General features: G+C 71.5%; 13 protein-coding genes and 1 tRNA gene. 8 read left to right on the top strand and 6 right to left on the bottom strand.

The window, feature by feature from the left end; all coding sequences use genetic code 11:
• The first annotated feature begins 234 nt into the window (after positions 1–234).
• The 7 genes from DDQ41_RS07875 (at position 235) to DDQ41_RS07905 (ending at position 5756) form a co-directional block, all read left to right on the top strand.
• Entirely contained in the window at positions 235–1035 is an 801-nt protein-coding gene (locus tag DDQ41_RS07875) for an ABC transporter permease (RefSeq protein ID WP_109297608.1), read from the top strand.
• A gap of 313 nt (positions 1036–1348) precedes the next feature.
• Positions 1349–2161 carry an ABC transporter permease gene (locus DDQ41_RS07880; protein ID WP_245991000.1) on the top strand — a complete coding sequence of 271 codons (813 nt, stop codon included), beginning with the start codon at positions 1349–1351 and terminating at the stop codon, positions 2159–2161.
• A gap of 3 nt (positions 2162–2164) precedes the next feature.
• Entirely contained in the window at positions 2165–3169 is a 1005-nt protein-coding gene (locus DDQ41_RS07885) for an ABC transporter ATP-binding protein (RefSeq protein ID WP_109293836.1), read from the top strand.
• Positions 3170–3630: 461 nt separating this feature from the next.
• On the top strand, positions 3631–4332 hold the full coding sequence (locus DDQ41_RS07890) for a DUF1707 SHOCT-like domain-containing protein (protein WP_109293837.1): 702 nt from the start codon (positions 3631–3633) through the stop codon (positions 4330–4332).
• Between the two features lie 110 nt (positions 4333–4442).
• Positions 4443–5105, top strand: a complete 663-nt coding sequence (locus DDQ41_RS07895; protein WP_109293838.1) for an HNH endonuclease signature motif containing protein — start codon at positions 4443–4445, stop codon at positions 5103–5105.
• Entirely contained in the window at positions 5102–5611 is a 510-nt protein-coding gene (locus DDQ41_RS07900) for an HNH endonuclease (RefSeq protein WP_262508388.1), read from the top strand. Before DDQ41_RS07895 ends, DDQ41_RS07900 begins: the two co-directional genes overlap by 4 nt.
• 61 nt (positions 5612–5672) lie before the next feature.
• A tRNA-Leu gene (locus DDQ41_RS07905) sits at positions 5673–5756 on the top strand.
• 61 nt (positions 5757–5817) lie between these two features.
• Here DDQ41_RS07905 and rdgB read toward each other — a convergent pair.
• From rdgB to DDQ41_RS07925, 4 genes are all read right to left on the bottom strand, one after another.
• Complete coding sequence (rdgB, locus tag DDQ41_RS07910) at positions 5818–6420, bottom strand: RdgB/HAM1 family non-canonical purine NTP pyrophosphatase (protein WP_109293839.1); 603 nt, start codon at positions 6418–6420, stop codon at positions 5818–5820.
• 146 nt (positions 6421–6566) lie between these two features.
• Positions 6567–6944, bottom strand: a complete 378-nt coding sequence (locus tag DDQ41_RS07915; RefSeq protein WP_109293840.1) for a hypothetical protein — start codon at positions 6942–6944, stop codon at positions 6567–6569.
• Between the two features lie 171 nt (positions 6945–7115).
• Entirely contained in the window at positions 7116–7853 is a 738-nt protein-coding gene (rph, locus tag DDQ41_RS07920) for a ribonuclease PH (protein ID WP_109293841.1), read from the bottom strand.
• A gap of 225 nt (positions 7854–8078) precedes the next feature.
• Positions 8079–8312, bottom strand: coding sequence for a glucose PTS transporter subunit EIIB (locus tag DDQ41_RS07925; RefSeq protein WP_109293842.1), 234 nt, complete (start codon positions 8310–8312; stop codon positions 8079–8081).
• A gap of 306 nt (positions 8313–8618) precedes the next feature.
• Here DDQ41_RS07925 and DDQ41_RS07930 point away from each other — a divergent pair, with 306 nt between their 5' ends.
• The gene (locus DDQ41_RS07930) at positions 8619–9914 is read left to right on the top strand and encodes a PTS transporter subunit EIIC (protein ID WP_109293843.1); all 1296 of its coding nucleotides are present in this window, start codon (positions 8619–8621) and stop codon (positions 9912–9914) included.
• A 383-nt stretch (positions 9915–10297) separates the two neighbouring features.
• Here the strand turns inward: DDQ41_RS07930 and DDQ41_RS07935 are convergent, their stop codons facing one another.
• Together DDQ41_RS07935 and DDQ41_RS07940 are read right to left on the bottom strand one after the other, a co-directional pair.
• Complete coding sequence (locus DDQ41_RS07935) at positions 10298–10717, bottom strand: universal stress protein (protein ID WP_109293844.1); 420 nt, start codon at positions 10715–10717, stop codon at positions 10298–10300.
• A 1-nt stretch (position 10718) separates the two neighbouring features.
• Positions 10719–12266 (bottom strand): APC family permease, encoded by a 1548-nt coding sequence (locus DDQ41_RS07940; protein WP_109293845.1) that lies wholly within the window; start codon positions 12264–12266, stop codon positions 10719–10721.
• Positions 12267–12364 lie beyond the last annotated feature (98 nt).

Raw genomic sequence — 12364 nt, forward strand, 5'->3', positions numbered from 1 at the left:
CCGGAGGAGCACCCTGCCCGCAGGAGCACCCCGACTCGGAGGAGCACCCCGGCTCAGTGCCGACAATTCGGGCGATTCGCTTGGTGTGCTCATACTGCACTTCACACCGCCCGGACCTCCGGACCCCGCCGGGAATACAGTCGCGACAGCCACGCCCCTGGGCTAGGGTCATGCGCTTCGGCGCGCGCCCGTCCCGGACGCGCCCGGCGACGACCACCGCTGAGGGAGATCATGGTGCGGCTCTATGCGGTCGTCGCGGCAGGCAGCTTCCGGCGCTATGCGACGTACCGGGTGGCAACAGCGGCCGGCGTCTTCACCAACACCGTCTTCGGCTTCATCCTGGCGTACACCTATATCGCCCTCTGGGACGAACGCCCGCGGCTCGGCGGCTACGACCTGTCCCAGGCCGTCACCTATGTGTGGTTGTGTCAGGCCCTTCTGATGACCTGCGCCATGATGGGCGGCGGCTTCGAGGACGAACTCGTCGAACGCATCCGCACCGGCGACATCGCCATCGACCTCCACCGCCCCGCCGACCTGCAACTCTGGTGGCTCTCCAGGGACCTGGGGCGTGCCGCCTTCCACCTGCTCGGCCGCGGCACGGTCCCGCTGCTGCTCGGCGCGGTCGCCTTCGACCTCGCGCTGCCCGCGTCCCCGCTCCGCTGGCTCACCTTCCTCGCCGCCGTCGCGCTGGGGGTCACCGTCAGCTTCGCCCTCCGGTACCTCGCGGCCCTGTCGGCGTTCTGGCTGATGGACGGCGCGGGGGTCCTCCACTTCAGCTGGCTGGCCGGGATGTTCTTCTCCGGCATGCTGCTGCCCCTCACCCTCTTCCCCGGCACCCTCGGCGAAGTCGCCCGGATCCTGCCCTGGTCCTCACTGCTCCAGATCCCCGTCGACGTCCTGCTCGGCAAACGCACCGGCTGGGCACTCGTCCAGGCCTACGCCTTCCAACTGGGCTGGGCTGCCGCCCTCCTGGGCGCCGGCCGGCTCCTGCAGTCGGCCGCGACCCGCAGGGTGGTGGTCCAGGGTGGCTGAACCACTCCGGGCCGACCGAAACCCCGGCCCCGCCACACCACCGCCCACCGACGGCACCCCGCGGCACCCCGGCGCCCCTCCAACACACCCCGACGGCACCGGACCGGCCGTACGGTACCGCCGCGACGCGCTCCCCGGGGCGGACGCACGCACCCGGCCCACGGCACCCGCCCGGCCCACGGCACCCGCCCGCCCCGCAGCACACACCTCCTCCACAGCACGCACCTCCCCCGCAGCGCACACCCGGCCCAAAGCGCACCCCGGCCCCAAGGCACACCCCCGACCCGCGGCACCCACCCGGCCCGCGGCACGCCTGCACACGCTGCGGTCCGGACTGCGCGTCTACGGACTCGTCGCCACCATGTGGATGCGCTCCACCATGACCTACCGAGCGTCCTTCGCCATGACCGCGCTCGCGAACCTCGCCGCCACATCCTTCGACTTCGTCGTCATCCTGCTGATGTTCACGCACGTCGACAGCCTCGCCGGATACCGACTGCCGGAGGTCGCCCTCCTCTACGGAACGGCCGCGACCGCCTTCGGGCTCGCCGACCTCGCGATGGGATCCATGGACCGGCTCGGACGACGCGTACGCGACGGCACGCTCGACACGCTCCTCGTACGGCCCGCCCCCGTACTCGCCCAGGTCGCAGCCGACCGCTTCGCCCTCCGCCGTCTCGGCCGCATCACCCAGGGCCTGCTGGTCCTCGGCTACGCGCTCCTCACCCTCGACCTCGCCTGGACCCCGCTCAAAGCCGCCATGGTGGCGATGATGCCGCTCAGCGGCGCCGTGATCTTCGCAGCCCTGTTCGTGGCCGGCGCGGCCTTCCAGTTCGTCGCCCAGGACGCCGCCGAAGTACAGAACTCCTTCACCTACGGCGGCAACACCCTCCTCCAGTACCCGCCCACCGTCTTCGCGAAGGACCTCGTACGGGGCGTCACCTTCGTCGTGCCGCTCGCCTTCGTCAACTGGCTGCCCGCGCTCTACGTCCTCGGGCAGCCCTACCCGCTCGACCTGCCCCGCTGGCTCGCCTTCACACCACCGCTCGTCGCGGCCGGGTGCTGCGCACTCGCCGGAGCCGCATGGCGGGCGGGTCTCCGCACCTACCGCAGCACCGGGAGCTGAACCGTGGCCGAGGAAGCCGTCCGCACCGCAGACCACCTCCGGACCGGAGACCTGATCGAACTGGACGGACTGGAGAAGGTCTTCGACGTACGCCGCAGAACGGGACCGCTGCGCCGCGAGAAGACACGGGTGCGGGCAGTCGACGGCATCAGCTTCACCGTCTCGCGCGGCGAGATGGTCGGCTACATCGGCCCCAACGGCGCCGGGAAGTCCACCACCATCAAGATGCTGACGGGCATCCTGACCCCCAGCGGAGGGCGGCTGCGCGTCGCCGGGATCGACCCGTCGCGCGAACGCACCCGGCTCGCCCGGCGCATCGGCGTGGTCTTCGGGCAGCGCACGACACTCTGGTGGGACCTGCCGCTGATCGACTCCTACCGGCTGATGCACCGGATGTACCGGATCCCGGACGCCCGCTACCGGCAGAACCTGGAGCGCTGCGTCGAACTGCTCGACCTCGGCGCCCTGCTGGACGTGCCCGTACGGCAGCTCTCCCTCGGCCAGCGCATGCGCGGCGACATCGCCGCCGCCCTGCTGCACGACCCCGAGGTCCTCTACCTCGACGAACCCACCATCGGCCTCGACGTCGTCTCCAAGGCCAAGGTGCGCGAGTTCCTGCGCGACCTCAACGCCGAACGCGCGACGACCGTCCTGCTCACCACCCACGACCTCACCGACATCGAGCACCTGTGCAACCGCGTCATGGTCATCGACCACGGGCGGCTCGTCTACGACGGCACCCTCGCCGGACTCCACGAGATCGCGCCGGGCGAGCGCATCCTCGTCGTGGACCTCGAACACCGCCTCCCGCCCATCGAGGTCGCGGGCGCACGGCCGGTACGGGTGGAGGGCCCGCGCCAGTGGCTGGCGTTCCCGGCCTCCGCCTCCGCGGCGCCGATCGTGGCCGCCATCGCCGACGGCTATCCGCTGGTGGACCTGTCGCTACGGGAACCCGACATCGAGTCGGTGATCGCGAGGATGTACGCGGAGCGTCCGACGGCCCCGTGAGGCCCGGCAGACGGCAGACGGCAGACGGCAGACGGCAGACGGCACAGACCAGTCGACCGACATGCGGACCCGTCGACACGCAGACCAGTCGACGCACAGACCCGTCGGCACGCAGAGCCGTCGGCACACCGACCGGTCGGCACGCAGGCCAGTCGGCCGGCGCCGCGCACGGAAGGGCCCACCGGCCGACGACGTCCTCGACGACACCCGCCGTACCGGCCCTCCCCTCACGGCCGCACCACCCCCCGCCCCGGTCCATCCGGTACGAGAGCGACCACCCGCAACGTCGCGCTCCTCCCGGGTTGTCGGGGCGGGCAAGCCCTCTCCCCGTCCCCGTTCCCGGGCCCCCATGGGTCGGGCAGGCTCCGTATCCGGCCCCTCAGGGTCCGTGCGGTCCCCCGGCACCCGGCCGCCGAGACCTTCCCGGCAGCCCCGTCCGGCCGAGGCACTAGGCTGACCGCATGACGAGCGACCTTCCGGATATGCGGGCCTCCGACGCCGAGCGGGAGCGGATCGCCGAGCTGCTGCGGAACGCCGTCGCCGAGGGCCGCCTCGACATGGACGAGTTCGGGGACCGGCTCGACGCCGCCTACAAGGCACGTACGCGCGGAGAACTGGAGCCCCTCGTGCGGGACCTGCCGACTCCCGGCGGCAGCCCGGCGCCCCCCGCCGCCGCAGCGGCCCCCGGCACCATGGACCACGCCCGGCGTATCGGCGGGCCACCGACGTCCAAGGGCGCGTTCGCGTTCTGGAGCGGCTTCGGCCGCAGGGGCACCTGGACCGTGGCCCGCAGGTTCACCGCCGTCGTACTGCAGGGGGGCGGCGAGATCGACCTGCGGGAGGCCGACTTCGAGGACCGGGACACCGTCATCCGCTGCTTCACCCTGATGGGCGGCATCCATATCACCGCCCCTCCGGACCTGCATGTCGACGTCAGGGGCTTCGGCGTCATGGGCGGCTTCGGCGAGGCGGGTTCCGGCGGCGACCCCGACGACATCGCCCCCGGCTCACCCCGAGTGACCGTCACCGGCTTCGCCCTCATGGGCGGCGTCGGCGTCGAGCGCAAACTCCGCAGGGCCGACAAGCAGCGCCTGAAGGAGGCCCGCAAGCGGGGACGCCTGGAGAAGCGCAAGGACGGCGGGTCGCCGGACGAGCGGGCGTAGCGCTCCCACGCTCCTCGGGCCACGTCCCCGCCGACGTGACCATCCGATCGTCCACTCGTTACTCCGTGCGAGACGACGAACGCACGGACGGCACGGAGGGGGCGCACGCCATGCCGGTGAGCCCGTACACGCGTGAACGCCTGACAGCGGCGGCGAGGACGTCGCGGACGCTGTCGGAGGCGCTGGGGAAACTGGGGGTGGAGGCGAAGGGGGCTTCGAGGTCGTACATCCGCACCCGTATGAAGCGGCTCGGCGTGGACACCTCGCACTTCGAGCGGGAGGGGACGAGGTGGACCCGGGAGATCCTCGAAGCCGCGGTCGCGGAGTCGACCAACCTGTGCGAGGTGCTGCGTCGGCTGGGTGTCGACGTGGTGGGTGGTCAGCACACGCACATCGCTCGCCGCGTCCGAGCGCTGGAGATCGACATCTCGCATTTCACCACACCCCAGCGCACGGAGAAGGCCCGTGGCAACCACCGCCGGCTGACGGCGGAGGACATCCTGGTCGACAACCACACCGGACACGGTGGCCGCACACCCCACCAGAGGCTGCGGAGGGCCCTGCTCGAGTGGGGTATGAGTGAGCGCTGCGCGCTCTGTGGGATGGAGCCAGTGTGGCATGGGCGTCGGCTCCCCCTCGAGATCGACCACATCGACGGCGACTGGCGCAACAACCGCGCCGAGAATCTGCGGTTCCTCTGCCCCAACTGCCACTCGACCACGGACACCTATCGCGGACGGGCCAAGGCTCGGATCAAGCGGGCGCAGTCGTGAGCGTCACGTCCCGCCGCAGGGGCCGCCGACCGACCGCATCCGAGTTGGCCGCGGCCGTCGCCGCTTCGCATTCGCTGGCGGCCGTACTCAAACGACTGGGCCGCCCAGACAACGGCGGCCAACGCGTCCGGCTGAAGCAGTGGATCGCAGAGGCGCGCCTCGACACCGGCCACTTCCTGGGGCAAGCCCACCAGAGAGGCATGCCCGGCACCACCCCTCCCCTCCGCGCCGAGGACGTACTCGTAAAGCACGACGGCAAGCGCCGCCGGAAGGCCGAGCAGCTACGCCGCGCCCTCGCGGAGATCGGGAGAGTCACGAAGTGTGCCGAGTGCGGAACGGGCCCGGAATGGCACGGTCGCGCCATGACCCTTGAGGTCGACCACGTGAGCGGTGACTGGAGCGACGACCGGGCCCAGAATCTCCGACTCCTCTGCCCCAACTGCCACGCCGCAACCAGTACGTGGTGCAGAGGGCAGCAGTACCCGGCACAGGGGCGCCGCCGCTGAACCAGATCCTGAAGCCACCCGCGCCATAGACACTGCGGGACCGCTACGATGGCTGGCGCGAGCGGTCGTTGCTGAATTGGCATAAGCGGGTGTTTTAGGGGCACCTGGGAGCAATCCCATGTGGGTTCGAGTCCCACCGGCCGCACAGCTGCAAAGTAGAAGGCCGGGCTCACGAGCTTGAGAGCCCGGCCTTCGCCGCATGGACCTCAGCCCAGCAGCTCCCGCACCACCGGTAGCAGCGCCCGGAACGCCTTCCCCCGGTGGCTGATCGCGTTCTTCTCCTCGGGGCTCAGCTGAGCGCAGGTCCGCGTCTCGCCGTCCGGCTGGAGGATCGGGTCGTAGCCGAAGCCGTTGGTCCCGGCCGGGACATGGCGCAGGGTGCCGCGCAGACGGCCCTCGACCACGCGCTCCGTGCCGTCGGGAAGGGCCAGGGCGGCCGCGCAGGCGAAGTGGGCGGCGCGGTGTTCCTCGGAGATGTCGGAGAGCTGGGCGAGCAGGAGTTCGAGGTTGGCCGTGTCGTCGCCGTGGGTGCCCGACCAGCGGGCGGAGAAGATGCCCGGGGCGCCGCCGAGGACGTCGACGCACAGGCCGGAGTCGTCGGCGACGGCCGGGAGTCCGGTGGCCCGGGCCAGGGCGTGTGCCTTGAGCAGGGCGTTCTCGGCGAAGGTGACGCCGGTTTCCCTGACGTCGGGGATCTCGGGGTAGGCGTCGGTGCCGACGAGTTCATGGCCGAGTCCGGAGTCGGCGAGGATCGCGCGGAGTTCGGTGATCTTTCCGGGATTGCGGGTGGCGAGGATCAGGCGGGTCATGCGCCCAGTATCTCCGCGCCGGTGGTGGGGCGGGCGCCGCGGGTGGTGCCCACGGCGCCCGGTGGGGTCGGGCGCCCGGTACGGCAGGATCCGGCACCCGGTGGGGTCGGGTCCAGCCGTACGACGGGGTCCGGCGCCCGCTCCGCTCAGGGGGTGCAGACCTTGCCGAGTTCGGCGGCGGCGTCGGTGACCGGCGTGATGTCCGGGGTGGCGTCGCCGTTCTCGACGGACGCGCGGACGTTGTCGACTCCCTTGGAGAGGTCGTCGACGGCCTTGGAGAGGTCGGCGTTGTCGGTGGTGTCCTTGAGGCTTCCGAGTTCCCTGTCGATGTCGTTCAGGGCTTCGGTCAGCTGTGTCGGGTCCCCGGAGGCGGTGGCGACCGCCCGGGAGAGCCCGTCGACGCTGGTGGCTATGGCGTCGGCGGTCTTGACGCAGTCCAGGGCCTTGTCGACGGCGCCGCAGCCGACGGCTCCGGTGAGCGCGACGGCGGTGACGACGGCGAGTGCGATGCGGCGGCTGCGCATGGGACGGTCCCTCCCGGGTTCTCGGACGGGCGTACGGTTCGGCCCGTACGCCCATGGCTGCTGTGACGCCGGCGGTGGCGTCCTCGGTTGCTTCTCTGCTCCCGGAGGGGGCTGCGCCCCGGGGAGACCGGCCGGGGGCTGCCCCGGGTCACGCCGGTCGGCACCCCTCGGTCATCCGACCGGAGGGGTGGCGAGTGCGGCGGTCTGGAGCGCCGCGAGGTCGGCGCAGCCGCCCGTGGCGAGGTCGAGGAGGGCGTTGAGCTCCTTGCGGTCGAAGGGCTCGGCCTCGGCGGTGCCCTGGACCTCGACGAACCGGCCGTCGCCGGTGCAGACGACGTTCATGTCGGTCTCGGCGCGTACGTCCTCCTCGTAGCAGAGGTCGAGGAGGGGTGTGCCGTCGACGATGCCGACGGAGACGGCGGCGACGGTGCCGGTGAGGGGCTTGCGGCCGGCCTTGACGAGCTTGTTGGCCTGGGCCCAGGCGACGGCGTCGGCGAGGGCGACGTAGGCGCCGGTGATGGCGGTGGTCCGGGTGCCGCCGTCCGCCTGGAGGACGTCGCAGTCGAGGACGACGGTGTTCTCTCCGAGGGCCTTGCAGTCGATGACGGCGCGCAGGGACCGGCCGATGAGGCGGGAGATCTCGTGGGTGCGGCCGCCGATCCTGCCGCGGACGGACTCCCGGTCGCCGCGGGTGTTGGTGGAGCGCGGCAGCATGGAGTACTCGGCGGTGACCCAGCCTTCCCCGCTGCCCTTGCGCCAGCGGGGGACTCCCTCGGTGACGGAGGCGGTGCAGAAGACCTTGGTGTCGCCGAAGGCGATGAGGACGGAGCCCTCTGCGTGCTTGCTCCAACCGCGTTCGATGGTGACGGGTCGGAGCTGTTCGGGGGTGCGGCCGTCGATACGAGACATGTGGTGAGCCTATCCGCACCCGGGTGAGGGCCCGTTCCGCCGGGCGGCTTGCGGGGCCGCCCGGGAACGGGCCCTTCACGGGGGAGGCCCGTGCCGAGGGGCCGGGGCCCGTCGTCAGCGGCGCCGTCTCCCGCGGGTGGGCGCGGAGGCGACGGCGTAGCAGTGGGCATGGCGAACGCCGGTGCCGTCTCCCGCGGGTGGGCGCGGAGGCGGCTCGCGGGCGGGTCACATCATGTCCTCGATGTCCGAGGCGATGGGGTCGGCGTCGGTGCCGATGACGACCTGGACGGCGGTTCCCATCCTGACGACGCCGTGGGCTCCGGCGGCCTTCAGCGCGGCCTCGTCGACCTTGCCCGGGTCCACGACCTCGGTGCGCAGCCGGGTGATGCAGCCCTCGACCTCTTCGATGTTGTCGATGCCGCCGAGCCCGGCGACGATCTTCTCAGCCTTGCTGGCCATGTCCTTCTCCCTGCGTTCGAGAGGCCCGTTCGGGGCGCTCGGCGCTGCCTCGGCCCACCGCCGGTCCGTTGCGGCACGTGGTGCACGTGATGCACGTGATGCACGTGATGCACGCGGTGCACGGTTGGCCCATCTTCATGGGCGGGTGATCGCCGGTTGTCGAATGATGGCGACCACCGGCGGCCCGCTTCCGCGGCGGCCCCCGGCCGGGCCACGGGTGGACCGGGGCCGCGCCGGGCCCTACCACAACTGGTCTACACCAGTCTGCGCCACCTGCCAAACCAGGCGACTTCCGGGAGGACGCCGATGAGCACCGAGAGCGCGGCGGTACCGGGCCGGACCTGGCGGCACAGGTCGTTCCAGGGGCTCCAGAAGATGGGGCGCAGCCTCCAGCTCCCCATCGCCGTGCTGCCGGCGGCCGGCATCCTCAACCGCCTCGGCCAACCGGACGTCTTCGGCGACCAGGGTCTCGGATGGACGGACGTCGCCAGGGTGATGGGCGGGGCCGGTGGCGCGCTGCTGGATTCGGGCCTCGGGCTGCCGCTGCTCTTCTGCGTGGGTGTCGCGATCGGCATGGCGAGGAGGTCGGACGGCTCGACGGCGCTCGCCGCGGTGGCGGGCTTCCTCGTGTACTACGGAGTGGTCCGGGAGTTCCCGGAGGAGTGCGTGGACCCGGCGACCCCGGTGGACACCGGCTGCCGGGCGCTGGACGGTACGGTCACGGCCTTCACCTACCAGAACCCGGGTGTGTTCGGCGGCATCGTGATGGGCCTGACGACGGCCTATGTGTGGCAGCGCTTCCACCGCACCAGGCTGGTGGACTGGCTGGGCTTCTTCAACGGCCGCAGGCTCGTGCCGATCATCATGGCCTTCGCCGGGATCGCGTTCGCGGCGCTGTGTCTGTGGGTCTGGCCGCCGGTCGGCGCGGCGCTGGAGGGTTTCAGCGGCTGGCTTCAGGACCTGGGTGCGTGGGGCGCCGGCATCTTCGGGGTGGCCAACCGGGCGCTGCTGGTGGTGGGTCTGCACCAGTTCCTGAACGTGCCGCTGTGGTTCCAGTTCGGCTCGTACACCAAGCCGGACGGCACGGTGGTGCACGGCGACATCAACATGTTCCTCAGCGGGGACCCGGACGCGGGCCTGTTCCTGACGGGCTTCTTCCCGATCATGATGTTCGCCCTGCCGGCCGCGGCGCTGGCGATCACGCACTGCGCGAAGCCGCACCGGCGCGCCGAGGTGGGCGGGCTGATGATGTCGGCGGCGCTGACGTCGTTCGTCACGGGCATCACGGAGCCGCTGGAGTACTCGTTCATGTTCGTCGCCCCGGTGCTGTACGCGATCCACGCGGTGCTCACCGGCGTCTCGATGGCGGTGACCTGGGCGCTGGGCGTCAAGGACGGCTTCTCCTTCTCGGCGGGCTTCATCGACTACGTGATCAACTGGGGTCTGGCGACGAAACCCTGGCTGATCGTCCCGATCGGCCTCGGTTTCGCGGTGGTGTACTACGCGGTCTTCCGTTTCGCCATCACCAGGTTCGACATCAAGACGCCGGGGCGCGAGCCGGACGAGATCGGCGACGAACTGGAACGCGAGGTCACCAGGTAGCGGGCCGCGTTCCCGGTGACCGTGGCGAGGCCGTGGTCGCCCCCACCGCCACCGTCGGCATCGGCATCGGCATCGGCATCGGCATCGGCATCGGCATCGGCACACCACCACCGTCGGCACCACCACCGCCACCGGCGGCTTCAGCACCGCGGCCACCGCCGCCACCGGCGCGACATACGTCAACCCCGGTGTCCCCGGCGGCACCGTCACGGGTCTGCTCGCCCCCCGGCGCCCGCGCCGCGGCCTCGGAGGACCCGCGCCGCCGGCCTCGGAGGATCGGAGGACCCCGTGGCCGGGCCGGCGGCCGTTCCCGGGACGTTCCCGCCGCTGTTCCCGCCGCCGTTCCCGGCGCGTTCCCTCGGCCTTCTGGCAGCGGCCCCCGCTCAGGCCTCCGCCGCAGGGACGCAGAGCACCGGAATCCGCGAGATGTGCAGCAGTCTGTGCGGGGTCGAGCCCAGGAGCGCGCCGCGCAGTGGGCTCTCGCCGTAGCTGCCGACGACGATCACGCGGGCGTCGTGGCGCTCGGCGGCGTCGAGCAGGGCTTCCGCCGGCTTCTGGTCGAGGATCTCGACCGCCGAGGCCACACCGGCGTCGTCCGCCGCCGCGACCGCGTGCGCCAGGGCGACTCTGCCGGACTGGCGGATCGTCTCCAGATGGGTCTGGTACTCCTCGCCGAGCGTGCCCGGGGGCGCCGCGCCGAAGACCAGGACGAGCGGCTCGCGAAAGGCGGCGGCCATCTCGACGGCCACGCCCAGGGCCCGCACCGAGCCCGGCGACTCGTCGTATCCGAGGACGACGGGCATCTCACGGCCCTCCGGTTCCGCTCCGGCCGGCGCCCTCGTGACGCGCGGCGGCAGGGTCGCAGACTCCCGGCCGCTCGTGCCAGAAGCGGTCGCTCGACAGCCGCCGCGCGACCATGGTCAGCAGTCCTGCGGCGACGATGAGGACGCCGATGACGAGGGGCGGGCCGAGCCCGAACCACGAGACACCGCTGTAGGAGTTGGCCGGGTCCGACATGTCGGTGACGGACTCCACCAGCAGCCACACCAGCAGCACGGCGCCGGTCACCGGCCCCGCGCCGATGAGCAGGAAGTCGCGCACGTTCTCGGTGAGATGGCGGCGGTAGTAGACGGCGCAGGCGATACCGGTGAGCGCGTAGTAGAAGGCGATCAGCAGCGAGAGGGCCGTGAGCGAGTCGAGCAGGGCGTTCTCGCTGATCCGGCTGACGACGAGGTACCAGACGATGGCGACGGCCGCGACGGCCCAGGTGCTGACGTGGGGTGTGCGGAAGCGCGGGTGGATCCTGGCGAGGGCGGCGGGCAGCGCGCCGCGCCGCGCCATGGACAGTCCCGTACGGGAGGCGGGGATGATCGTCGTCTGGGTCGAGGCGAGTGCCGACGTGGAGACGGCCAGCAGGACGAGCCAGTCCCAGCCGCCGAGGACCTGTCCGGCGAGGGAGGCGAAGATGAACTCCTCCTCGGACGCGTTCTCCGCGAGGTAGGCCGGTCCGGCGAAGGCGACGACGGCGATCGTGACCGAGAGGTACGTGCCGAGCAGGATGACCGTCGACCAGATTCCGGCCCGTCCGGGGGCGCTGGCGGAGTTCTCGACCTCCTCGGTGAGGTTGACCGCGGACTCCCAGCCCCAGTACATGAAGACGCCGAGCAGCAGTCCGCCGGTCAGTGCGGCTCCGCCCGCGCCGAAGGGGTTCAGCCAGGAGACCTGCGGGTCGACGCCGCCGAGCGAGCCGGTACCCGCGTACACACGCTGGACGGCCACGACGGCGAACGTGAGGAGCGACGCGATCTGGGCCAGGATGAGCACGTTCTGGACGTGTGCCGAGGCCTCGGTTCCGATGACGCAGATGGCGGTCATGACGAGGATGACCAGCACGGCGAGGAACTGGCGCACCAGGTCGTCGGCGGCCCAGTCGTCGAGGCCCACGGTGAGCAGCCCGAAGCCGACGGCCACGTCGGCGAGCGATCCGACGACGAGCACGCCGGTCATCATGATCGCCCAGCCGCCGAACCAGCCCGCCCAGGGGCCCATGGCCCGGGTGACCCAGGAGAAGGTCGTGCCGCAGTCCTGGTCGACCCGGTTGAGGTGGAAGAAGGCCGATGCGATCAGCAGCATCGGCACGAAGGAGGCGAGCACCGCTCCGGGCGCGTAGACGCCGACGAGTGCCACGACCGCACCGATGACGGCGGCCAGTGAGTACGCGGGGGAGGTGGAGTTGATGCCGATGACGAGCGCGTCGAGGAAGCCGATCGCGTTGTGCTTCAGCTCTCCGGGCCCTTCCCGGCTGTGCGAGCCGGGCGGCGGGGGAAGGGTGTCCCTGACGTCATCGGCCATGTTTCCTCGCAGATCAGGACGATGTGTCGGTTTGGGTGCGAGTGTAGCGGGGGGAGTCGTTCCCGGCCCGTGGAGTGGATTCCCCGCGTGGCGGAGGG

The sequence above is a fragment of the Streptomyces spongiicola genome (genome assembly GCF_003122365.1).
Classification (GTDB): domain Bacteria; phylum Actinomycetota; class Actinomycetes; order Streptomycetales; family Streptomycetaceae; genus Streptomyces; species Streptomyces spongiicola.

Excerpts from the sequence above, each read along its gene's own strand:
- DDQ41_RS07930 (WP_109293843.1), top strand. The coding sequence starts at position 8,619 with ATGAGCACCGAGAGCGCGGCGGTACCGGGCCGGACCTGGCGGCACAGG.
- rdgB (WP_109293839.1), bottom strand. The coding sequence starts at position 6,420 with ATGACCCGCCTGATCCTCGCCACCCGCAATCCCGGAAAGATCACCGAA.
- DDQ41_RS07895 (WP_109293838.1), top strand. The coding sequence starts at position 4,443 with ATGCCGGTGAGCCCGTACACGCGTGAACGCCTGACAGCGGCGGCGAGG.
- DDQ41_RS07940 (WP_109293845.1), bottom strand. The coding sequence starts at position 12,266 with ATGGCCGATGACGTCAGGGACACCCTTCCCCCGCCGCCCGGCTCGCAC.
- DDQ41_RS07925 (WP_109293842.1), bottom strand. The coding sequence starts at position 8,312 with ATGGCCAGCAAGGCTGAGAAGATCGTCGCCGGGCTCGGCGGCATCGAC.
- DDQ41_RS07935 (WP_109293844.1), bottom strand. The coding sequence starts at position 10,717 with ATGCCCGTCGTCCTCGGATACGACGAGTCGCCGGGCTCGGTGCGGGCC.
- rph (WP_109293841.1), bottom strand. The coding sequence starts at position 7,853 with ATGTCTCGTATCGACGGCCGCACCCCCGAACAGCTCCGACCCGTCACC.
- DDQ41_RS07890 (WP_109293837.1), top strand. The coding sequence starts at position 3,631 with ATGACGAGCGACCTTCCGGATATGCGGGCCTCCGACGCCGAGCGGGAG.
- DDQ41_RS07915 (WP_109293840.1), bottom strand. The coding sequence starts at position 6,944 with ATGCGCAGCCGCCGCATCGCACTCGCCGTCGTCACCGCCGTCGCGCTC.